Annotated in this window: 21 protein-coding genes and 2 riboswitches; of the genes, 8 read left to right on the top strand and 13 right to left on the bottom strand. The window is 49.1% G+C overall.

Annotated elements, in window-relative coordinates; translation table 11 throughout:
- Positions 1 to 15: 15 nt before the first annotated feature.
- From uca to LOZ80_RS27940, 3 genes are read right to left on the bottom strand one after another with little or no spacing between them, the layout of a single operon-like run.
- Positions 16 to 3,636, bottom strand: coding sequence for an urea carboxylase (uca, locus tag LOZ80_RS27930; RefSeq protein ID WP_238167727.1), 3,621 nt, complete (start codon positions 3,634 to 3,636; stop codon positions 16 to 18).
- 49 nt (positions 3,637 to 3,685) lie between these two features.
- Entirely contained in the window at positions 3,686 to 4,336 is a 651-nt protein-coding gene (locus LOZ80_RS27935; RefSeq protein ID WP_238167728.1) for an urea amidolyase associated protein UAAP2, read from the bottom strand.
- A 23-nt stretch (positions 4,337 to 4,359) separates the two neighbouring features.
- A complete protein-coding gene (locus LOZ80_RS27940) occupies positions 4,360 to 5,079 on the bottom strand; it encodes an urea amidolyase associated protein UAAP1 (protein WP_238167729.1) in 720 nt (239 codons plus the stop codon).
- Positions 5,080 to 5,149: 70 nt separating this feature from the next.
- Positions 5,150 to 5,248: riboswitch (guanidine-I (ykkC/yxkD leader) on the bottom strand.
- Positions 5,249 to 5,440: 192 nt separating this feature from the next.
- Positions 5,441 to 5,543: riboswitch (guanidine-I (ykkC/yxkD leader) on the top strand.
- 64 nt (positions 5,544 to 5,607) lie between these two features.
- Here LOZ80_RS27940 and LOZ80_RS27945 point away from each other — a divergent pair.
- Positions 5,608 to 6,945: an APC family permease gene (locus tag LOZ80_RS27945; protein ID WP_238167730.1), complete on the top strand. Its 1,338-nt coding sequence runs from the start codon at positions 5,608 to 5,610 to the stop codon at positions 6,943 to 6,945.
- A 186-nt stretch (positions 6,946 to 7,131) separates the two neighbouring features.
- On the opposite strand, the gene LOZ80_RS27950 is transcribed toward LOZ80_RS27945, so the two are convergent.
- Entirely contained in the window at positions 7,132 to 8,118 is a 987-nt protein-coding gene (locus LOZ80_RS27950; RefSeq protein WP_238167731.1) for a Gfo/Idh/MocA family protein, read from the bottom strand.
- A 240-nt stretch (positions 8,119 to 8,358) separates the two neighbouring features.
- On the opposite strand from LOZ80_RS27950, the gene LOZ80_RS27955 reads away from it, so the two are divergent.
- Genes LOZ80_RS27955 through LOZ80_RS27965 form a run of 3 tightly spaced genes read left to right on the top strand, consistent with a single transcriptional unit; the run spans position 8,359 to position 9,512 of the window.
- Positions 8,359 to 8,739, top strand: coding sequence for a hypothetical protein (locus tag LOZ80_RS27955; protein ID WP_238167732.1), 381 nt, complete (start codon positions 8,359 to 8,361; stop codon positions 8,737 to 8,739).
- A 22-nt stretch (positions 8,740 to 8,761) separates the two neighbouring features.
- Positions 8,762 to 9,187 (top strand): SRPBCC family protein, encoded by a 426-nt coding sequence (locus LOZ80_RS27960; RefSeq protein WP_238173140.1) that lies wholly within the window; start codon positions 8,762 to 8,764, stop codon positions 9,185 to 9,187.
- 1 nt (position 9,188) lies between these two features.
- Complete coding sequence (locus tag LOZ80_RS27965) at positions 9,189 to 9,512, top strand: ArsR/SmtB family transcription factor (RefSeq protein ID WP_238167733.1); 324 nt, start codon at positions 9,189 to 9,191, stop codon at positions 9,510 to 9,512.
- A 108-nt stretch (positions 9,513 to 9,620) separates the two neighbouring features.
- Here the strand turns inward: LOZ80_RS27965 and LOZ80_RS27970 are convergent, their stop codons facing one another.
- A complete protein-coding gene (locus tag LOZ80_RS27970) occupies positions 9,621 to 9,941 on the bottom strand; it encodes a catDE operon transcriptional regulator CatR (RefSeq protein WP_189010960.1) in 321 nt (106 codons plus the stop codon).
- A gap of 165 nt (positions 9,942 to 10,106) precedes the next feature.
- Here LOZ80_RS27970 and LOZ80_RS27975 point away from each other — a divergent pair, with 165 nt between their 5' ends.
- Positions 10,107 to 10,874 (top strand): DODA-type extradiol aromatic ring-opening family dioxygenase, encoded by a 768-nt coding sequence (locus LOZ80_RS27975; RefSeq protein ID WP_238167734.1) that lies wholly within the window; start codon positions 10,107 to 10,109, stop codon positions 10,872 to 10,874.
- A gap of 26 nt (positions 10,875 to 10,900) precedes the next feature.
- Positions 10,901 to 11,257, top strand: a complete 357-nt coding sequence (locus tag LOZ80_RS27980; RefSeq protein WP_238167735.1) for a DoxX family protein — start codon at positions 10,901 to 10,903, stop codon at positions 11,255 to 11,257.
- A gap of 1,004 nt (positions 11,258 to 12,261) precedes the next feature.
- On the opposite strand, the gene LOZ80_RS27985 is transcribed toward LOZ80_RS27980, so the two are convergent.
- The 7 genes from LOZ80_RS27985 to LOZ80_RS28015 all read right to left on the bottom strand — a co-directional run bounded on the left by LOZ80_RS27985 (position 12,262) and on the right by LOZ80_RS28015 (position 19,084).
- Positions 12,262 to 12,768 carry a GyrI-like domain-containing protein gene (locus LOZ80_RS27985; RefSeq protein WP_238167736.1) on the bottom strand — a complete coding sequence of 169 codons (507 nt, stop codon included), beginning with the start codon at positions 12,766 to 12,768 and terminating at the stop codon, positions 12,262 to 12,264.
- A gap of 37 nt (positions 12,769 to 12,805) precedes the next feature.
- On the bottom strand, positions 12,806 to 13,516 hold the full coding sequence (locus LOZ80_RS27990; protein WP_238167737.1) for a metallophosphoesterase family protein: 711 nt from the start codon (positions 13,514 to 13,516) through the stop codon (positions 12,806 to 12,808).
- Between the two features lie 290 nt (positions 13,517 to 13,806).
- Entirely contained in the window at positions 13,807 to 14,913 is a 1,107-nt protein-coding gene (locus LOZ80_RS27995) for a glycoside hydrolase family 88/105 protein (RefSeq protein ID WP_238167738.1), read from the bottom strand.
- A gap of 67 nt (positions 14,914 to 14,980) precedes the next feature.
- Entirely contained in the window at positions 14,981 to 15,856 is an 876-nt protein-coding gene (locus LOZ80_RS28000; protein WP_238167739.1) for a carbohydrate ABC transporter permease, read from the bottom strand.
- A gap of 33 nt (positions 15,857 to 15,889) precedes the next feature.
- Entirely contained in the window at positions 15,890 to 16,846 is a 957-nt protein-coding gene (locus LOZ80_RS28005) for an ABC transporter permease (RefSeq protein ID WP_238167740.1), read from the bottom strand.
- 99 nt (positions 16,847 to 16,945) lie between these two features.
- Positions 16,946 to 18,472, bottom strand: coding sequence for an extracellular solute-binding protein (locus LOZ80_RS28010; RefSeq protein WP_238167741.1), 1,527 nt, complete (start codon positions 18,470 to 18,472; stop codon positions 16,946 to 16,948).
- A 213-nt stretch (positions 18,473 to 18,685) separates the two neighbouring features.
- Positions 18,686 to 19,084 carry a hypothetical protein gene (locus LOZ80_RS28015; RefSeq protein ID WP_238167742.1) on the bottom strand — a complete coding sequence of 133 codons (399 nt, stop codon included), beginning with the start codon at positions 19,082 to 19,084 and terminating at the stop codon, positions 18,686 to 18,688.
- A gap of 271 nt (positions 19,085 to 19,355) precedes the next feature.
- Between LOZ80_RS28015 and LOZ80_RS28020 the strand changes: the two genes are divergently transcribed.
- Both LOZ80_RS28020 and LOZ80_RS28025 read left to right on the top strand, forming a co-directional pair.
- Entirely contained in the window at positions 19,356 to 20,804 is a 1,449-nt protein-coding gene (locus LOZ80_RS28020; protein WP_238167743.1) for an amidohydrolase family protein, read from the top strand.
- Between the two features lie 62 nt (positions 20,805 to 20,866).
- On the top strand, positions 20,867 to 21,508 hold the full coding sequence (locus tag LOZ80_RS28025; RefSeq protein ID WP_238167744.1) for a TetR/AcrR family transcriptional regulator: 642 nt from the start codon (positions 20,867 to 20,869) through the stop codon (positions 21,506 to 21,508).
- 59 nt (positions 21,509 to 21,567) lie between these two features.
- Here LOZ80_RS28025 and LOZ80_RS28030 read toward each other — a convergent pair whose 3' ends face one another.
- Positions 21,568 to 23,100, bottom strand: coding sequence for an extracellular solute-binding protein (locus tag LOZ80_RS28030; RefSeq protein WP_238167745.1), 1,533 nt, complete (start codon positions 23,098 to 23,100; stop codon positions 21,568 to 21,570).
- Position 23,101: the final 1 nt, after the last annotated feature.

The raw sequence follows: 23,101 nt of genomic DNA on the forward strand, positions 1-23,101 counted from the left end.
CTATCGCCCCCTCATCTATGCAGTTTGAGCAATCCCTAGAATTAGCTGCCCCGCGTGGACTTGATCCCCCGGCTTCACCTGAATCATCGACACAATACCATCACACGGCGCATGCTGCGGGAACTCCATTTTCATACTCTCCAAGATAGCTAATTGATCGCCTTTCTTCACTTGCTCGCCCGGCGACACGAGGACTTTCCACACACTGCCTGGCATGATGCCGCGCACCGCAATCGTCCCTGCTGGCAATTCATCCTCCGGCGATTCGTTCACTACTTCCTGCTCTGACACGTATTCAGCTAGTCCCTTGGCCTTCCAGCTCTCTCGCTCTTCTTTGAACGCTTTTTGCTGTTGGGTACGGAATGTAGCAGCATCTCCCTCAATCTCGCTGAGGAACTGCAAATACTCGCCTAAATCAAAGGTCGTCTCCTGAATATCCGCTTCATACCGCCCTCTTGGGAAGTCCTCCCGCAATTGCAGCAGTTCTTCCGCACTGACCTCATAGAACTGAATTTGATCAAAAAATCTCAATAACCAAGGTTTGCCTGCCTTAAAACTCTCCGTTGAACGCAGACGATTCCACATTTGAATGGTACGTCCTACGAACTGATATCCGCCTGGACCTTCCATCCCGTACACACACATGTAGGCCCCGCCGATTCCAACGGCATTCTCCGGTGTCCAAGTGCGCGCTGGATTATACTTGGTCGTGACCAAACGGTGGCGCGGATCAACCGGCGTAGCGACCGGAGCCCCGAGATACACATCCCCCAAACCAAGTACCAGGTAGTTGGCATCAAACACAATCTTCTTCACATCATTTATCGTTTCTAAGCCGTTAATACGCTGAATGAATTCTAAATTACTAGGACACCAAGGTGCATCAGGCCGCACTCCTTGTTGGTAGCGTTCAATCGCGAGCTGTGTTGCCGGATCATCCCAGGACAGCGGCAAGCGCACAATCCGCGAAGGCACGCGGAACTCTTCTAACGGAGGCAGCGCTGCATCAATAGCAACAATTCTCTCACAAGCTTCACTTACGGTAATTCTAGAAGGGTCAATATGAATTTGCAGAGAGCGAATCCCCGGTGTCAGATCCAAGACCGGGATCGAACCACTCGCCACAATCGCTTGCAGTAAAGCCTGAACTTGGAAACGCAGCAGCAAATCGAGCTCCAACTCGCCATATTCAACAAGCAGGTTCTGATCCCCGCAACAGCGGATTGTGATCGGGAATCTGCGATTATCTGCCTCGTGGAAAAGACGCGGGTACTCCGGCGTGATTTCTACATGAACAGCAGGCAGCTCCACTTGCTCCAAACATGCCAAATCCCCTTCGCCAATCGCTTGCAAGTTACGTTCCTGCCTATCTCGCAGCGCTTCCGCTTCGGAAAGTGTCAGCAGATGAAACCGAATGGCATCACCAGGATGCAGCTGACCCAGCTTCCAGAACTCCGCCGACGCCGTCGTTACCGGACAGACGAACCCTCCCAAACTCGGTCCGTCAGGACCCAGCAAAATCGGCATATCGCCGGTCAAATCCAGCGTTCCGATGGCATAAGCATTATCGTGAATATTCGAAGGGTGAAGCCCTGCCTCTCCCCCATCCTCACGCGCCCACAATGGAGCAGGCCCTTTCAAGCGAACCCCCGTCCGTGAGGAGTTGAAATGAACTTCCCAACTCGTTTCCGTTAATTGATCCAAATATTTGGCATCCAGAAATTCACCCGTACAATGCGGCCCGGGAATAACGCCAATCGTCCACTCGCGTGTCATCGCCGGTCGATGAGACACAGCAAGTTCCACTTCTTCTTGCACAGGACTTCCGCCTCTGTTCACGCCCAGCACATCACCCGGCCGCAAGGCACGACCGCCGTGCCCACCAAAACCACCCAGCGTAAATGTGGCCGAGCTGCCGAGAATTCGCGGCATATCCAAGCCCCCGCTGATGAGCAGATACGCGCGCATGCCTGCTTTGGCTTCGCCAAAGCTCAGGATTTGCCCGCGTGCTGCGAACACTGGCTTATATGTTGCGATGGCTGAGCCATCCAACTCCGCCTGCATATCCGCGCCAGTGACACAGAACCACATGTCGCTGCGGAACTTGTAGGCGCCTCCGCACAGCGTCATTTCCAAACCGGCGGCATCGTCAGCGTTGCCGAGCAGCTTGTTGCCGATCCGGAACGAGAACGGATCCATCGGGCCGCAAGGCGGCACACCCACATCCCAGTGGCCGATTCGACCCGGGAAATCCTGCACAGTGGTTTGGATGCCGCCGTCCACAACTTCCAGAGCCCGTTCAGTCGGCTCGAATGTATGCAACAACTGCGTGTAGACATTGCCGTCTACGCAATCCTTCTCTTGCAAGAGAGCCTGCAAATATTGCAGGTTCGTCGTTAGACCATACATGCGCGTTTCACTTAACGCATCAATCAGTTTCCCGATCGCGTCCTCACGGTCAGCGCCATGGACAATGATTTTGGCCAGCATCGGATCGTATAGCGTTGTTACCGTCAGCCCATCCCGCACCCAAGTTTCGTTGCGCGATCGGCTCGAAAACACCGCACGGTCCAACTGCCCGGCGCTCGGTCGAAACTGCTGAAGGCAGTCCTCCGCATAGATCCGTGCCTGAATGCTGTGGCCTTGCGGTTTGCGAATCAAAGACTGAATGTCACGCAGTTCATCCGCCGCTTCGCGCACCATCCACTCAACAAGATCAACACCCAGCACTTCCTCCGTTACACCATGCTCAACTTGAAGTCTGGTATTCACTTCCAGGAAATAAAACTCGCACGTTTCCGGATCATACAGGTATTCAATTGTCCCGGCACTGCGATAGCCCACTTCAGCAGCTAGCCGCTTCGCAGAGGCGAACATGGCTTCGCGTACTTCGTCAGACAAGTTTGGAGCCGGACTTTCTTCAATAACCTTTTGATTGCGGCGTTGGATGGAGCAATCCCGTTCTCCCAGAGTAACAACTTCACCGAAGTTATTGCCGAATATTTGCACCTCGACATGACGCGCTCTGGCGATATATTTCTCCAGGAACATCCCGCCGTTCTTGAAATTCGTCTCCGCCAAATGGCGCACGCCGTCATAAGCAGCTCTCAAAGAAGCCTCATCTGCGCATACGCGCATCCCGATGCCGCCTCCGCCCGCTGTGCTCTTGAGAATAACAGGGTAGCCAATGCGGCTCGCTTCGAAGAGCGCCTCTTCGAGTTCTGTAATCAGCGGAGTTCCTGGCAGCATGGGCACGCCGGCTCTTTCCGCAATTTCACGAGCCGAATGCTTGAGTCCGAACATCTCCATTTGTTCCGGCGTAGGGCCGATGAACACGATCCCGTTGTCGCGACAAGCGCGAGCGAACTCCGCATTTTCGCTCAAGAAGCCGTAACCGGGATGAATCGCTTGCGCACCGGTTTCCAGCGCTGTCCGCATAATCAACTCTGTATTCAAATAGCTTTCCTTCGCCGGGCCGTCACCGATCAGAACCGCCTCATCGGCGCCATCGACGTGCAAGCTATCTTGATCTGCTCCTGTATACACAGCTACTGAGGCTACTCCGAGCTTGCGTAAAGTACGTTCAATTCGTACGGCGATCGCACCGCGATTGGCAATTAGCACTTTGGTGAACATCGTAACCACACTCCTTCGAATATCTTGAACGGCTATGCCGTCAACTAGCTCACTTTTCCCAAATTAGAACTTGAATCGGTGTCGGATTGTAGGCGTTGCATGGATTATTGAGCTGCGGACAGTTGCTGATCAGCACCATCGAGCTTCCCAAAGACTCCACCTCCACATAACAACCTGGCGCAGATACCCCATCATCGAACTTCAGCCCGCCATCGGCGCTGACCGGTACATTCATAAAGAAATTAATATTCGGCGCCAAATCACGCTTCGTATACCCCCCGTCCTGTCCTGCCAACTGCAGCATGAAAGTGTCCCGGCAATTGTGCATCGAAAGCTTATCGTGCGAGTAGCGTACAGTATTGCTTTGCGCTGAACATGATCCTCCCACCGTATCGTGGCGGCCGCACGTATCAGCTACGATTCGCAGCAGCGCCTTACCGGATTCCGCCCGCAGCACGGATCCTGTGCTCAGATAAATATTGCTTTGTCCCGCAATCGTAGCCACCGCACTGTAGTGATCCTCCGGATTCTCCGCATCATAGAACAGCGTGTCTGCCGCCTGATTCCCTTCCAAATCGACAATGCGGAGCACCTGCCCCGGCTTCAAAACCTTCATCCACCCGTCCCCTGCTTGAATAACTTCGCTATGGATCGCGTCCTCGACTTTGCGAGAACTCTCAACTCGATTAAATACCGCCATGTCCTTTCCTCCTCCGCATGTTTTTAGAAGCCCAGCAATGTGTGATATTCCCATGTATTTTCAAAAGCTCGGCGATTCTCCGAACGGTAATTCACACAATAATCCTCTTCCGTCACAGGCTCAGCTGTAAGAATTTCGATGTTGACCGGTACGGATGGATACGAAGTTCTAGGATCAAGCGGATTCGGCGTATTGGATACGAGAAGCAAAGTATCTAGTTCCGTACGAAGCGTAACCACAGCGCCTGCATGGCAATGTCCCAAACTAAAGTGCATATCCCCTTGTTCATCGCAGAACACTTTGGAAAACAAATTAACCACCGGCATCATATCCCGCATGCTCAGTCCATTGCGCACCAACTCCACGGCAAAATTCTCCTGCCCGCTGCGCAGCCAAGCATTCCGCTGCTGCCCGAAATCTGTCGCCCCATATTTGGCATCCGTCGCCTCTCGGCTCGTATACCCGCTGAGCGGATCATGCCAGCCGACGCTATCTTCGACCAGACTTGCCAGCACGCGTCCATTGTCACTCATCAGCACATGCCCTCTAGTCAAATGGGCCGTATATTGCGCCTTGAGCGTATCCGGCATATTGTAGCGCTCCGTCAGATCTCTCGCGTGGAACAATTGAATAGACACATTCGCTCCCGCTTCCAGCGCTGTAAAACGAATCAACTTCCCTCTGCCAATCGCCCCCGACCACTTGCCTCCAGGCCCTATCGTCATGCTCCAACTGTTAGCCATGCTATCCGACTCCTTTGCGATGTAGTTAAACAAAAAGGGAGACATCACAAGACTCAAGTGTCTTGGTGATATCTCCCAGGTTTTTATCCTTCCGTGTCGCTCTCCTACAAGAGCGGTTTACTCTCGGACCAGCCCGGTTGTCGCCGGCGGAACCCTAGTAAACAATCATTATTCATTTGTGTTATCAAACATAACATCGACGGATAAATGTGTCAACAATTTCTCATAAAATCGTTTAATTCGCATAAAATACTTCTCACACCATAAATTATATGTTATATTAACTTACACAAAAGACATATAACTAACATCGCTAAGAATTATGTATGAATACGCTCTTTAAAGTAAGGATTCATCACATATTATTGTTTTCTAGGGTTCCGCGGAAGTACACACGCCGGTCTGGTCCGAGAGAAGACGCACAGCTAACCCTGTGTTCACGGAGGGACAAAAGCCCGGGAGGATATCTGTTTCATAGATATCTCCTTGGCTTTTTTGCATATCAAACCATAAAGGAGTGCTGTCATCATGACAACCGAAGTCACACTACGTAAGTCCTTAAGCTTATTTCAAGTCGTTTACATGGGTTTAGCTTGGATGACGCCAATGATCTATTTCTCCATCTATGGGATTGCTTATGAGAACGCGCATGGCATGCTAACACAAGCCTATCTGCTTGCTTTCATTGCCATTTTCTTCACCGCTTACAGCTATGGAGTGATGTCCAAAACGTTCCCCACCTCCGGCTCCGCCTACACGTATACCAAAAAAAGCCTCCACCCCTACCTCGGCTTCCTCGTAGGCTGGGCGCTGCTTCTTGATTATTTCTTTTCCCCTATCATCGCTTGTCTGACTTTCGGCATTTATCTGCATGCCCAGTTCCCCTCGATTCCAGCTTACGTCTGGATCATTGGTCTGAATATCGTGCTTGCGATCGTGAATGTAATCGGCATTAAATTTTCCGCTAACATTAGCAAACTCTTCGTCTGGATTCAAATTTTGTTTATCGCCGTCTTTTGCTTCTTCCTGTTCCGCGGCCTGAGCGGCGATGTGCATCCGATGCAGCTTTTCCTGCAAACCGACGTCCCTTTCTCGACCATTCTGGCCGGAGCCTCGATTATCTGCTTCTCTTTCCTCGGATTTGACACCGTCACAACGATGTCGGAAGAGACGATTAATTCAGAGAAAACGATTCCTAAGGCGATAATGATCATCATCATTACGGCCAGTATTCTTTACCTGGTGCCATCCGTGCTGACCCAACTGATTTATCCACACTTAACCTTCGTCAATGTCGATTCAGCCGGATTCGAAATCGTCCAACTCGTAGGCGGGGCAGCGCTCAGCTCCGTATTCATCACCGTGCTCATCCTCGCCATCTTCACGCAAGGCCTATCATCGGTGACAAGTGTGTCGCGTCTACTTTTCGTCATGGGGCGTGATGCTATTTTACCTAAAAGAATATTCGGTTTCCTTCACCCTAAATTCAATACGCCAGTCATTAACATCGCCATTGTCAGCTGTGTTTCGCTGCTTGCTCTAGTTATTTCACTGGACAACGCCGTCAAATTCGTCAATTTCGGCGCCTTGACTGCCTTCTTCTTCGTCAACATTTCTGTCATCGCGCAAAAGTATATCAAAGAAGGTCAACGCTCCGCGAAAATGACCCTCAAGTATCTGATTCTCCCCTTAGTCGGTGCGGGTTTCATCGGCTATCTCCTGTCGCTGCTGGACAAAGATGCCCTGTGGATGGGCGGCGCTTGGCTCGTTGTGGGCATTGTCTACCATCTCGTGCAAAAGAGGATGCGCTTATCCGCAGGCCGGGTGGCGGTGCCGATTCGCGGGCAGAGCGGGGTCCGGACCTAGAGGCGCAGGTTCGATGGTAGAATTGGCGTCGTGGTGCCTGACATTTGGGGATAGCTCCTCTCTCGGGGAACGACGATCCCTCTCTATGGAGTAAGAAACAATAAAACCTCCAAATCCACACTTTAGGTCATACCCTTGTCTGCTTGACAGGGAATATGACCATTCTCGTGGTTTGGAGGTTTTATGTTATTTCTGATCCGCTGGGAACACAAGTCCCATCTGCTTCCTGGCCTCATCCAGAATTCCAACAGTGATGAGCGAATTCGCATGGGAGTTCGTTTCGGACTCCAATGTTCCATTTTGGATCAAACGGATGAACTCCTCCGCTTCATAGCGCATCGTCCGTGCGTGCTGCTCCTGCGTCAGCACCTCGACAGAGCCGTCGCGATAGCGAATCTCCACTTTTTCAGGCTGATTAATCTTATCGATCACCATCGTGGCATGCTCGCCTTGGATTTCCGTCGGCAGGTAGGAACTCGAGATTTTGGAATGCATGATCACGGCATCCATTTCCCTATAACCCAACAGCAAACTGCCTTCGCCATCCACGCCCGATTCCAGCAAAACACCATTGGCTTTAATGCGCTCAGGCGCACCGAACAAGACAGCCAGTGGGTAGATGCAGTACACGCCCAAATCCATGATCGACCCATTCGAAAAAATCGGGTTGAAGGCATTCAGCACCGTGCCCTGCTTATAAGCATCATACCGCGAGGAATATTGGCAATAGCTCGCAAAATAACGACGAACCTTCCCAAGTTTATGTAAATTGTCTTGGACCACTTTGAAATTCGGCATCAGCGTCGATTTGAGCGCTTCCATGAAGACAACTTGATTGCTGCGCGCTGCCTCAACCATAGCCGTCAGTTCCGTCGTATTGGAAGCCGCAGGCTTTTCACAAATCACATGTTTCCCATGGTTCATACAATGAATGGCATACTCCGCATGCAGTGAATTCGGGCTCGCAATATAGACAGCATCGAACTCTTTACTTTGAACAAAGGTATCCAGATCCGTATACCGATGCGAAATTTCAAATTTCTGCGCGAACTCCGCAGCCTTCTCCTCCGTGCGTGAGTATACCGCCGTTAAATCAAATTCCCCTGTCTCGCGGGCAGCATGAATGAACTCCTCTGTAATCCAATTGGTCCCTATAATTGCAAAACGTATCATAATTTCTCCTTTGGTACTTATGCTTTTATTTTTTACTATACCATGATTGAAGGACGAATGAGAAACTAGCCTACTTGATCCACTTACAGGCCTGGGATTGAATTCAGCCTTGACACGAAACCAAAAGGTTTCGTATAATCCATTACGTAACCAAAAGGTTTCGCATTCACAAAGGAATGAAACACTTCACTTATTTTGGGACACAATACAAGCTGTGAGTGATGGAAGGAAGGATTATTGATGCAGGAAGAGTTGCTGAAGAAACTTCGCTACAAACAAGGACGAGCCCTCGTGCTTCATGCACCCGAAGGCTATAAGCTTGGCATTGAGGATTCCGGGGAGCCCGGCGGAACGTATGATTTCCTTCAGGTTTTCGTGAATAATGCAGCCGAAGTCACTGAAAGGATACCTCATCTCATCCCTTATCTGAACGAAGATGCTGTCTTTTGGATTACATATCCTAAGCAAAGCTCCAAGGTCAAAACAGATATTAACCGCGATAGCCTGTTTGCGCTCGTTCAGGACATTTCTGCTTATCGTGCAGTTAGCAATGTGGCGGTGGACGAAAAATGGTCCGCTCTGCGCTTCCGCCATCAAGATAAAGTAAAAACCAAATCCTAATTTTAATGGAGGTCTTTTTATGATGGAAAATCAAACACAAGGCACTTTGCCGGATATTAAGCAAACAATTGTCTTCAACGCACCGATCCAAAAGGTTTGGAACGCTGTAGCAACACCGGATGGCATCGCCGCATGGTTCATGCCGAATAATTTCAAGCCGGAACTCGGCTATGAGTTTATTATTGAAGCCGGGCCTTTTGGCAATTCGCCATGTAAAGTTACGGACATCTCGCCGCCGAACCGGCTTTCTTTTGAATGGGGCAAGGATTGGACTTTGACGTTTGAATTGGCAGACGTGGATGGCAAAACAGAGTTCACACTCATCCATTCCGGTTGGGATGTGAACAAGGTGACTGAATTCGGTCAACCCCACAGCGTGGTTCGCGAGATTATGTCGCAAGGCTGGGGCGGAATCGCGAAGGCACTCACCGCTTACGTCGAGGCTTAGGATGGGCATCCCATCGCAGAAACATGATGTCTTTCAGGCGATTGCCGATCCAACCCGCCGTCAGGTCTTGCAGCTACTGGGCGATAAAGAGATGCCGGTGACGGTTATATCGGACCATTTCCCGATCAGCCGCACCGCAGTGTCCAAACATCTTCGCATCCTGGCTGATGCCGGGCTTGTGAAAGAGCGCAAGGTTGGCCGCGAGACGCGGTATAGGCTGGAGGCGGAACCTCTCATGGAGTTGAAGCGTTGGTTAGCTTATTATGAACGTTATTGGGAAAATAAATTAAACGTGCTTAAACGGTTCGTAGAATCGGACGAGTAGTACACAACGAATAGCACACGACGAATAGCGCACAACAATTAGTACACGACGAATAGGTCATCTTTCTGCTGCTTGCAACAGAGGGATGACCTTTTTGGGCATTCATCTTTATTCTGGGACTGGCAGCCATTCGGAAGACCACTTCGCAATCTCCCCAAAAATCGGTGCCAACGCCCGCCCCTTATCAGATAAGGAATATTCGATACGAACCGGAATCTCCGGGAATACTACTCTTCTCACAATACCTTCGTGTTCCAGCTCTTTCAGTCGCTCAGACAATACTTTGCCGCTTATATTCGGCAGCGCATGGTCGATTTGAGCAAACCGTTGGGGACCCGACAGCAATTGAAAAACGATCAGCGATGTCCAGCGTTTGCTGAGAATTTCTACAGCTTTTTCGAAACGCGGACACATTGGCATCTGTTCCATCCTTATCACCTCTATATCTCTGTTTATTATAGTGGAAACAACGGCCCCTGCACAAGCTTACAAAAAGTAATTTAATTACTTGACGAAACTATTTTTATGCCGTAATATCAGTTACATAAAGTAACTAAGTGATTAAATGTAACTCATAAAAAGGAGTGTTGAACGATGATTTCACCTATTTTCGTAGGGCACGGTTCACCCATGATGGCTATTCAAGATACAGCCTGCACACAGTTTTTACTCGAATATGGCAAAACGGTTTCACCGAAAGCGATCGTCATTTTCACAGCGCATTGGGAGACTGAGGTTCTTACCATCTCCTCTAGCGATGATGTCTATGACACGATTTACGATTTCCGCGGCTTCCCGGATGAACTGTTTCAAATCAAATATCCGGCTAAAGGAAACCAAGAGCTGGCAAATCAGATTGCTGCCCGCTTCCAAGCGAAGGGCATTGCTGTGAACTTCGATTCTAAACGCGGACTAGATCATGGATCCTGGGTCCCGCTTCTCAGAATGTTTCCAACCCCGAGTGTACCGGTCATTCAAATTTCTGTAAATCCGTACCTGCCTCCTGCGGAGCAGTACCGTATTGGCGAAGCCCTGCGCGGTCTGGATCAGGAAGATATCCTGATTGTCGGAAGCGGAGCTACGGTGCACAACTTGCGTGCGCTCAATTGGGAAGCCAAAGAACCGGATGCTTGGGCTGTTGATTTCGATGAATGGCTTGTGAACAATATGCAAGCTCAGAACTTGCCAGCTTTGTTCAACTACGCGGATGAAGCCCCGAATGCCCGTATGGCGGTTCCAAGACCAGAGCATTTCATTCCGCTCTACATTGCTATGGGCAGCGGCGATCCAGCCCGCACACCGCAAGTCATTCATCGCAGCTACGAAGTCGGTTCGCTAAGTTATTTGTCCGTGGCTTTTTAAATAAAATGAATTGAGGTGCTTCTCCATTGAAATGGGTAGTCCGTATTCTTCAGGCCTTGCTGGCTCTGGGATATTTAATGTTTGGGTTCATGAAATTAAGCGGAGATCCGATGCAGGTTGAAGCATTTACTACAACCTATGGTTACGGGGAAGGCTTCATGTATGTTGTTGGCGCAATCGAATTGCTGGCTGCAATCGGGCTCATCATCGGCTTCTGGAAGCCGCGCATCGCCTTCGTCTCTGCCGGTGTCATTGTCATTACGATGGCAGGCGCTGTCATAACCCATCTGAAATCAGGTCAAGGCATGGGCGTAGCCACGATGCCGCTGATCCTTCTGATAGTGGCTCTGATTATTGTGATCGGGCGCTCGCGCCGCGCGTAATGAAGCCTTATGAACTCATTGACCCTTATTCGATCAAAATGGTTCCATTAGAAAAGATAACGAATTCCACATGCGTTATTTCAAATAAAGAATCACTTTTCCGCCTATATATTACTCCATAACGCTAGTTCAGTTCGTTAGGCCGTCAAGGGAGCCATTTTTACGCTTATAAGCATCATTCGATTCGTTAGAGTGAACAAATGCTAGTAAGGCGGCCCGGCGATGCAGTTCCTCTGCCCGTAACGCTGTTTTACAGCGTTATGCACTCACTTCGGCCTCCGACGCCGCTTTAACGCTGAATTTCATCCTTATTCCAGCTGAACACGATGCCGCTGATCCTTCTGATAGTGGCTCTGATTATTGTGATCGGGCGCTCGCGCCGCGCGTAATGAAGCCTTACGAACTCATTGACCCTTATTCGATCAAAATGGTTCCATTAGAAAAGATAACGAATTCCACATGCGTTATTTCAAATAAAGAATCACTTTTCCGCCTATATATTACTCCTTAACGCCAGTTCAGTTCGTTAGGCCGTCAAGGGAGCCATTTTTACGCTTATAAGCATCATTCGATTCGTTGGAGTGAACAAATGCTAGTAAGGCGGCCCGGCGATGCAGTTTCTCTGCCCGTTGCTCGCTCTACCCTTATCGTATCGCTACACCGCCGCCAACAAAGCCAAATAGACTGTTCCCTAGGTTTTTCAACCTCGGGAGACAGTCTATTTTTGCTTTCACCCCGAACATGCCAGCCATTCGCAGCAGGAAGAGTCACTAACAGCTTCTATTTGCGCAGAATAAAGCATCTCCTTGCCGATAAGAGCCTCCAGGAGCTCTTATTCTGTTGTCCACAAAAAAAGAGACCCAACAGCAACGGGCCGCGGGTCTTAAAGTATATATATTTAAAAGGGGGTCGAACTTCATTATAGGCCCCGAACCTTAAATTAAGCTGAAAACAAGATTTCATTTCGATGACAAATGATGCTATTTGCATGACATGAAGGAACCCTATTTCTTTTTAACCGGGATATAGATATCCATCTCCACAAGCTCATTCTTCGCGGGATTGCAGCGCTCATCATAGAGCTCGAACTCCGCGCCTCCAGCATGCGTATAACCCGACGTCGGGAACCACTCTGGCTGAATCGACTTCCATGTGCTTTGAATCGCTGAAGTAAACTCTTCCACCTTGACCGGTGGTGTCGTAAATACCGCATAGGTCGCTTCTGGAAATTCACGGCATACCTGATCTTCAAGCACGCCGTCAAAGGTTGTCACTTCCATCCCGATGAGGTAAGTCAAATCGCTGGTTTGCGGATTGAAATCGGTACAAATGCCCAGCTCAACTTGGGAGTCTGCCTGCACACGATTACCGATATGCGCCCCTTTATTTTCATCCAGATAGGTCCGCCAGAATAACGGAATTTCGCGATGGTTACGGCCATCAATACAGGAAGTTTTTAGCTCATAGCCAACAAATTTAAAAGCAGGTTTCGTTTTTAACTGAACATTCATTTGAATTCCTCCTTATTGTATCTGACAGAAATGTGCGCTATCGCCAGCTCCCTTTGGAAGCCACCGAGTACGTCTTATACTGCTGTTTGCCCTTGATCTCCAAGCAATTGATTTGCAAGCCATAGGCACAGCCGCCATCAATCCCGATTTTATCCCGATCGAACCACACGTCCGGCTTTCCATGAATATCCTTGGTAGGCGTATGCCCAAACACGACGGTCTTCTTCACAACGGTCCGCTGCTGCACGAACGGGGCTCGAATCCACATAAAGTCGCGCTCCGGCTGCGTTTTCCAATCCGTGTAGGAGGGATTTAGTCCCGCATGCACATAAATATGCGTTTCGTCTTCATGATAGAGAGGCAACTGGTTCAGAAAAGCGATATGCTCGCTGCAATTTGCGCGAATATGTTCTCTGGACTGCTTCAAATCCATACTGTCGGAACCACAGAAGCTCTTGAACGTTTGGATGCCGCCATGCTCGAAAAACTTCATCTCCGTCAGCGTATCCACCTCACCCAGCATGTCCACAAAGCGCTGATCGTGATTCCCTTTTAAGGCAATAGCCTGCTTGTCCCGCACCAAATGCATCACGAATTCTACTGTTTCCAGACTGTTCGGCCCGCGGTCCACATAATCACCCAGCAAAACGAGTTGGTCCTCTTCGGCCTGAAAATTCACTTTATCGAGCAATTGTTTGAATTCCTCTACACAACCATGAATATCGCTTATGACTAAAGTTCTGTGCATATCCCGTACCTCCTGCTGCCGCGCCCTTGACGCTACTGCTTACTATGGATTACCCTCTCGGTTACTATTATTCTATTTTATCACAGCAATTTCCTATCTTGCAGGTCCTTCTTCCTGAAAAAGAATAAGAGGATGCCCCGAAGGACATCCCCTGAAATGAACTGATTTCTCCTTTGAACTCTTTCGGGTTTGGTATAACCGGAAAAACTCCCTCTAACTTTAGAGACAAATCACTGTTCAGCGAGAAAGTGTCAGAGATAATGGGAGATTTCCCTTACTCCTAGACACTCTCACCTATGAACGATGCTAACCAATGACTGCACCTCTACACAAGCCATGACGAAAGCGCCCACGCCGTGCAGGTCGTTCTCACTTGTCGGGCGAGTCACGTAGTTCTCGTAGTCCCCTGCCGACGTTCCAATGCAAATCAGCGGCAAAATCACACGCTCCTGCGCATCGAATTGGAGCGTGCGAATGAGTCCCTCATATCCCTTCACAGCTGCTTCCGCGCAATCCGTGCCCACAACGCCGAGGTTGATCGCCTTGGCAATCGTATAGACGAACAGGCTCGTACAGGAGGATTCCAGCCAGTTATCCGGCTGATCGCCCTTGTCCACAACCTGGTACCAGAGACCGCTCCCCGCGTCTTGGTAGCGAATTAAGGCATGAACGAAGTCGTGCAAGGCATCGACCAATATCTGACGGCCCGGCTCATCGGCTGATAATTCATCCAGGAATTGCGCTACGGCAAGCCCGTACCAACCGAGAGAACGGCCCCAGAATTCCGGTGAGCAGCCGGTTTCCTTATTCGCCCAAGGCATCATCCGGCTTTCATCCCAAGCGTGATAAAATAGCCCTGTCTGCTCATCCTTCATATATTTGCGCATCAACGCTTCCTGGTGCAGCACATTGTCCCGTAATGCAGGATCGCCGTAAGCATTGGCATACTTGAGCGAGAATACGCCGGCCATGTACAGACCGTCCAGCCACATATTGTAGGCATATTTGTCCTTGTGCCAATAGCCGCCCTCCGACGTAAGGTTCAACGCCGCCAGCAAACTGCGCAGCTTCTCGGCAGCGAGGCGATATTTCCGGTGCCCGGTCTTCTTTTCCAAGCGAAATAAAAGCAGCCCTGCCTGCACAGCATCCAGCTCATCCCGGGCCACATACAGATTGCCGTTCTCATCAATCAAGCCATCGACATAAGCCTGAAGATAAGCGTCGTAACGCTCATTCGGCTCCCTCTGCAGCAGCATTTCCACCCCGCACAAAAAGACACCTTGATGGTAATGCCAACGTGCAGCAGGCGGCAGTTCCATTGGTGCATAAGTGCTCATGATCGAATCGCAGGCAGCTCTGGCCCAGCCCAACGGTGATTTTACAGTTTGATCTGTCATCTTGTTTTCCCTCTCTATTCCTATATAGATTTACGGATTAATGGATGAATAGCCACCGAATCCTTCCCTAGCCCTTGATGGAACCAATCATGGCCCCTTTTGCAAAATGCTTTTGCAAGAACGGATAAACAGCCAGAATCGGCAGCGTCGCCACGACGATAACCGCCATTTTGATCGATTGGGCAGGCGGAGGTGTTACGCTATCCAAATCAACGCTGTGATCCATGCCGCTGGCCAGCACGACAATCTGTCGAAGCAGGACCTGAATCGGCCACTTGGCACTTTCATTCAAGTACAGAATTGCGCTAAGGTACGTATTCCAATACGTCACCGCATAGAATAACGAGATCGTGGCAATCGCCGGCATCGAAAGCGGCAGGACAATGCGGAACAGAATGCCGAAGTCGCTGCAGCCATCGATTTTGGCTGACTCTTCCAATCCCTCGGGAATGTTTTGGAAGAAATTTTTTAGAATAATCAAGTTAAACGCACTGATTGCAGATGGCAGAATAAGCGCCGCATACGTATCGATCATCCCCAATTCCTTCACAACAAGGAAGGTCGGAACCAATCCACCATGAAACAGCATGGTAAAGACGACCATGAACATAATCACTTTGCGGCCATCCACATCTCGGCGAGAAAGCCCATAGGCCATCAAAGCTGTGATAAACATACTGATGATCGTCCCAACAAGCGTAGTCCCAATCGAGACGCCCATTGCTTTGAAAATCGTATTTGTCGAGAAAATGAAGCGGTAAGCCTCCATGCTCCAATCAGTCGGAATGATGACAAATTTCTTGGCTGCCATTTCCGCGCTTGTTGTGAAGGAGCCTGCAACGACGTGCACAAAAGGGATCACCGTGATTAAACCAATGACCGTTAATAACAAATAATTAATGATCCCGAACATTCTGCCGCCTACTGTTTTATCTTCAACCATCGTGTTAACCTCCTGCTTCGTAAGCGTTCGTTTCTAATAAACGCCCTCTTCGCCCATCTTCTTGGCAATTCGGTTGACCAGCATAACCAGAGCAAGACCAATGAACGATTTGAACAACCCGATCGCTGCGCTGTAACTGAACTGACCTTGTTTTAAACCTGCCGTATATACATAAGTATCAATGATCTCTGCAACATTTCGGTTCATGGAGTTAAGGAGCAAGTAGACATGTTCAAAACCGAGTTCGAGAACCGCACCAATTTTCAAAATTAGCAAAACAATGATGACACTACGGATCGCCGGCAGCGTAATATGCCACATCTGTCTGAGTCGTCCCGCACCATCCATACGCGCAGCTTCATACAATTGAGGGTCAATCGAAGCAATCGCCGCCAAATAAATAATCGTCCCCCAGCCCGCTTCCCGCCAAATCACTTGCAGAATATACATCGGTCTGAACCATTCCGGAGCCAGCAAGAAGTTAATCTTCTCAAAGCCAAAATACTCGATGATATCGTTGATAATCCCGCCATCCATCGTAAACATCACGAAGCTGATCGAAACAATAATGACCCACGACATAAAGTGAGGCAGATAGACAATCGTTTGAAACGTTTTCTTGAAAAAATCCGATTTCACCTCGTTAAGCATCAGCGCCATAATAATCGGAATCGGGAAATAAAAAACAAGATTCATGACGAATAGGATGAGCGTATTGCTCAAAATCGTGAAGAAATCCGGCTCTGTAAACAGTCGTTGAAAATGCTCGAGGCCAACCCATTCGCTGCCGCTAATCCCTTTGAACGGCTTGTAATTCTGAAATGAAATGATCAGTCCATACATCGGGATATATTTGAAAATCAGAAAATACAGCACGCCGGGAAGCAGCATGACATAAATCCATTTATTTTTCCAAAGTCGTCTGCCCAGTTCGCTGCTTTGTTTCCTAGCCACCACACGCCCTGCTTGTGCCACATTCACTTCCTGCATATCACTTCTTCCTTTCCGGGTCTTTCATACCTAATGAGAAGGCCGCCGCCTTGGCAGCAGCCCTCCCCCAACCTTAAACAGTGTGACGGATCGGCCGTACTACTTTTTGTAGAGGGCGTTGTACTCTTCGATAATTTTGCTGCCGCCACGACTTTTCCAATCTTCAACCGCTTTGTCAAAGCCAGCTTTATCGATGGTGCCGTAGATATATTTGTTTGTAGCATCTTTAATCACATCTTGCAGTTGAACCCCTTTTTCCAGGTAAGTTTTGGAATCTAGAGCGGCTACCGGATCCTGAACCGCAAACTTCAGATTGGCGATTTTCAGTTCATCCGCCTTGCCTTGCGCCGGAATCGTCGGAATACCCAAGAATCGGCCTGAGGTATCTTCATCACCAATCGCCGCGTCTGTGAACGGTTTGACTTCACGCGTCCATTTCTCTTCATCCAGCTTCTTCGCCTTGTTATCAATTACGCTGTAATTCACATCTTTGATGCCCCAGTTTGCAAGGTTAGCCACTTCAGGCGTCATCATTTTGTCAAAGAAAGCCAGGATCTTCTTCAAGTCTGCTTCTGTTTTGATCGCGGATTTCGGGAACAGGACCACATTCGCAAAGCCCGGAAGCGCCCACGAAGCAAATTTGCCGCTTGGCCCAGCTACCATGCTGTGCACATCGACAACGGCCGTCGGCACGTTTTTGATCAGATCTTTATTGAGTGTCGATACATCCGTCATCGCTCCGATATACATACCCGCTGTACCGTTGGTGAAGAGCTTTTGTTGATCGGTTTTGCTCGTTGCGGCGAAATCTTTGTTAATCAACCCTTCGTTGCGCAGCTTTTTAAAATAATCCATCGTCGCTACATATTCCGGGAACATGAACTCCGGCTGCAGCTTGCCGTCTTTCTCACCCCAGTTGTTCGGTACGCCCAACCAAGTCGCTACGGTTTTATAGGCACCATAAATCAGATCGTTCCGGTCGGTTAAGCCAATCGTGTCTTTTTTCCCGTTGCCGTCTGGATCATTCTCCACGAATGCCTTCATCATGGCATAGAGATCATCGGTCGTGGCTGGCGGCTTCAGCCCAAGCTTGTCAGCCCAATCCTTGCGATAGATGAGACCTTGGCGGGCAATATCCACACCGCGGTACAGCGTGTATAATTTACCGTCAACTTTGGTGTTGTCATTGGTTGTGGCTTTCAGCTTGCTAAGGTTCGGGAAATCTTTCAGTAAAGGTCCAATCTCCCAGAACTGTCCATCGCGAATCGCTGACTTCATCTGAATGAAGGTCGCTTGGTTCTTCAGGTACGTCACCTGCGGCAGTGCGCCTGTGGCAAATGTCGTGTTCAATTTCTCCTCATACGTATCTGCCGGGAAAAATTGGTACGTCAGCTTCGTATTCGTTAATTTCTCAAGCTCTTTAATAATCGTATCTGGCGGCGTCTGGGCTGTGTTGAGCGGAGCCATAATCGTGATGGCCGTTGGCGTGTTGTCGGCTGTGGCTTTCGGCGTCTCCGCCCCTGTTGTAGCTGCCGGAGTTGTCTTGCCTCCGTCTGCGCAAGCTGCCAAGGCGAAGCTGGAAACTAACAGAACACTAAGTGGAATCGAGACTAACTTTCTCTTCATATAGGATAGACCTCCATAATATGTGGTGTGCTGCAAGTTCCACCTTACAGGGGTTAAGGGAGGTACCGAAATAATCATTTGCTCATTTAGGCCTTGATGTATCAGAGATGTGAGATGATGATTATTGGACGCGAAGATGATTATCGGGGGATTGCACACAGCAAAAACCGCCTAAGTGAACTGTCACTTAGGCGGTTTAAGATAAGCATATATTCAGTTTCCAACGCGCGCAGGCTTTACCTGATAGGTATCTTTCACCTGAACAACGGAGTAATTTACGGATTTAGGTGCGATCACATCGTCTTTGTACTTCAAAGTAACGCCTACCTTGATGTCCGACGTATTGGAAGTGTCAGCATGGCCCAATGAATAAGCGGCCAACGGAGCTGCACCACCAGCGCCGCCTTCCTTGATGAGGGCATTCAAGTAATCAGTTACAATTCCTTTGGCACCTTCCGCCAAGCTCGGCTGCTTGGACATTTCTTGAAAGGTTTTGCCCGTACGTTCCTCAAGCGTTCGATCATCCTTGAGACCCGCAGCACTGACGATCCCTGTGCATAACACGAATAAAATCACCACTAACAACGAAGCAAATTTCGAACTTTTTCTCATTGCAAACTCCTTCTACAGCTGTATTTCCAAGTACCACTGTAGAGTAGACTCTTCTTATGGGAAAATGGTTCCCTAATACGCAGAAATTTCGGGGGCGCTTTGGGGTGCGCGATTATGGCGCGCCAGATGGCAGCATCTAGAAATAATAATTGACTTCGACCTCTAGTTCTATTAACATAAAAGATGACCACGTGGTCACTTATTAGTCAGTACGTATTATTTGTAATTAATTATATTGTTAGATAATTTTGCCAAAAGGAGCTGGTCCGTTTTGCGTACCGAACCCCGTCTCGGGAAATCATCCATATTGTTTTTATTAGTCACGGTCTTACTTATAGGAATGTTTGGCCATGCAGGGTACGTCCAAGCAAGCATAGAAACTGCTGATAAAAGCGTTCAGACGTTAGTCCTCCGTAATGCGACAGTCGTGGACGTTCGAACAGGGAAATTGGCTGAGCGCCAGACGATAATCGTCACGGGAAGCAAAATTAGTTATATCGGGAGTGTTGAACCAGCCTCGATTCCCTATGACGCACAAGTTCGAGATATTTCGGGCCAATATGTGATTCCCGGCTTATGGGACATGCACGTCCATTTGAATAAATATTATGAGCACGCGTTTCCGATGTTTCTGGCAAATGGGGTGACCGGGATAAGGGAAATGGGGACGGCTATGGGAAATATCGAAGTGTGGAAGAAGGCCATCCAAAAAGATATGCCTGCTCCGCGAATCATCACAACAGGCGCGATATTAACTAAGGGTCGGGCTCCCCATATGTTTTATTTGACTTCAGAGCAGGAAGCGCGCGAAGCTGTTCGTCTGTTGGCGAGCGCAGGAGTGGACTTCATTAAAGTGCATACCCAGACGCCTCGTGATCTGCTCCCGGCCATATTCGACGAAGCGAAGAAGTACAGACTGCCAATTGCCGGGCATGTACCGATGCAAGTACGTCCGATCGAGGCAATTAGATTTGGACAGAAGAGCATGGAACACTTATTCGGATTGTTTTCCGCCACTTCGAGTAAGGAAGACGAAATTATGCAAAACCCCAAATTAAGCGACCCCATGTTTTATTTTCCGACCGAAGTGGCGGCTGCAAAGCATTACGATCCGGTGCGTGCGGAGAAGCTGTTCCGGGAGTTAGTGCAAAATGAGGTGTGGCAAGTTCCGACACTGGTAACTCCGAAGAATTCGACGAAGACCGAGCTTGATCCGCGAGCGAAATACGTGCCGAATGCTTTGCAAGAAGAATGGATTCGCAAGATTCGGTCCGTAGCGGGTACCATATTCAGTGAAACTGATGCGGAACTCGCCATAAGGGCTGGAGAACTGGTCCAAAAAATGAACGCGGCCGGCGTCCCGTTGCTGGCCGGTACGGATTCGTCGTTCGGTGCGGCCAATTCTTTCTACGGTTTCTCTTTGCACGACGAGCTGGAGTTATTCGTTAAGAACGGCCTGACTCCACTGCAAGCGCTGCAGACGGCGACGCTGAATCCGGCTCGTTACTTGGATAGGCAGCATGAGCTTGGAACGGTCGAAGAAGGCAAGCTGGCTGATCTGGTCGTGCTTGAAGCGAACCCGCTCGAGGATATTCGGAATACGACGCGTATTTCCGCCGTTATTCTGAATGGGAAGTTAATGGAAAAGCAGGAATTGTGGAATGCCGTCAAAACGTACGAGGTCGTTAATCCGACCGATGTGAAAGACGAACTCAGGTAGCCACAGTAATCTTCTTGTAATATAATGAGGGCTGAGGGTCAAAACTTAGTCCGAGGTTATTCATGAATATAGATAGGTTTGAGCGCTTGCCGCAGCAAAAAAAAGAGAACATTTTTCAGGCTTGTTTGTCGGAGTTTGCCACTTACGGATTCGACGCCGCATCTACGAATCGGATCGTGAAGGAGGCGGGCATCCCGAAAGGTTCTTTATTTCAGTACTTCGGCGATAAGGAGTCTTTATTTCTTTACGTATACCGGAGAGTGAGACAGGAGAAGGAGCAGCACCTGAAAGATTCATCCAAGGATATGCCTTCCGATTTCCTTGAAGCGGTTCTTCAAATATTGGTAATTAACCTTGAATTCTTCAAAATCCGGCCTACTTGCGCGCAATTCATGAGCGTTGTCGCACGCCTGCGGATGCATCCATTGCATCATAAAATTCAGGAGATTGGGCAACAAGAAGACTTCAGAAATAACCGGAAAATTTTATCTGCCTTACCCCGCGATCAGATCCGAGACGATATTGATCTTGAAGATGTGCTGCAACTGATTTCCGCTCTAGCCGGACCGTTGGATCAACGCATTGAAGAGCTGGTCGTTGCCAATGATGGAAACTTAGATGTGATCTACCAAGGAATAACGGAGATTGTTCAAGATTTCCGTAAGTTTTTTACGATCCTGCGTCACGGTATTTATAAAAAGTAACTGCCTTACGCCCACACATGAATGCATGGTGTGGGCTGTTTGGCGATTACGTAGATATGTTAATCCGCTCCCAGCTGCTTCTTCCCATACGCCTCATTGTACTCGGCGATGATCTGCTCCCCGCCACTGCGCTTCCATCGCTCAATCTCTTGCTGGAAACCTGCTTTATCGAGCTTGCCGAGCATGTAATTATACGTGGCGTCGGAGATAATTTTATACAGCTCAACGCCGCGCTCATCATACATCTTGGACTCCAAGCCCAGCGTCGGGTCCTTGATCACATACTTCTCGTTATCCATGCTCAGCCGGTCTGCCAACTGTGACAACGACTCGCTCTCTGCAAGCTGCTTCACCTGCGGATTGTTCAGATCGGCAATCATTAGCGCGTACAGTGCATTCACTTCATTCACACGAAGCTTGGAGGTCTCTTCCGTCAGCTGAACCTTGTCCCCAATGGTCGTGTAATGACGGCCTTCCAGGCCGTACTTCATCAAGTTGGCGATATCTTTATCCATCGTCCGATCAAAAAACTGCAGCATCTGCTTCAGTTCCACCTCGGTGCGAATCGCTTTTTTGGAGAACAGATAGAGCGCGCTGTAGTTGGGAATCGACCAAATCTGAAAGCCCTTGGGCCCCTCGATATGATTGACCAGCGTGAGCTTCGCCTGCGGGTTCGCCAGCTGTACTTCATCCGAAAGCCGCTGCACATCCTGCATGCTGCCGATGTACGCCCCGGCTGTGCCGCGAATGATTTTATCCCGCTGCACGTCCTTGCTCGTAACGGCAAAATCCGAATTAATCAGCTTCTCATCGTATAGCTTTTTCATATAATTCATCGTGTCGACATAGGCCTGTGTTTCGAATTCCGGAGCAAGCTTGCCAGCTGCAATGCCCCAATTATTGGGCGTGCCGAAGTAGGAGCTGATTGTTTTGAAGGCGCCAAACACCAGATCATTGCGATCCGTTAGACCGATCGTATCCGCTTTCCCATTGCGGTCAGGGTCGCCGTAAGTAAACGCTTTTAAAACTTGGTACAACTCATCCAGATTCGTCGGTTTCGCCAGGTTGAGATTGTTTAGCCAATCTTCCCGCATGATAATTCCCTGCCGCGAGGAAGGGCGTTCCGTGTACAAGCCGAATATTTTGCCATCAACCGCAGCCTGCCCCAAAATCCCTTTATTCAACTGCTTGAGATTCGGATAGGCATCCAAATAGGGACCGATATCCCAGAATGCGCCGGATCGGATTGAATTCTTCATCAGCATGTAGTCGGTATATTTCACATAGGTCGCTTTTTTCAACGAGTTGGTCGTCAGCGCCGTATTCATTTTGTCGGTATAAATCCCGTCCGGAACCCAGTTCAATTCCAGCTTGGTTTGCGTTTGTTTCTCAATTTCAGCAATCAATTCAGGTATCGGCGGATGTGGAAAATGAAGCGGTGCCATAATAGAAATAACGGGGCGACCGATACCAGACTCCTGCGCTTTGCATGCACTGTCTTTCTGACAAGCACCGAGCAACGAAATGATCATCAGGCCTGCAATCACGAGGAAAGAAAGCTTGAAACCCGCGCTGTATCTATACTTTTTCATC

The organism is Paenibacillus sp. HWE-109, assembly GCF_022163125.1.
GTDB lineage: Bacteria > Bacillota > Bacilli > Paenibacillales > NBRC-103111 > Paenibacillus_E.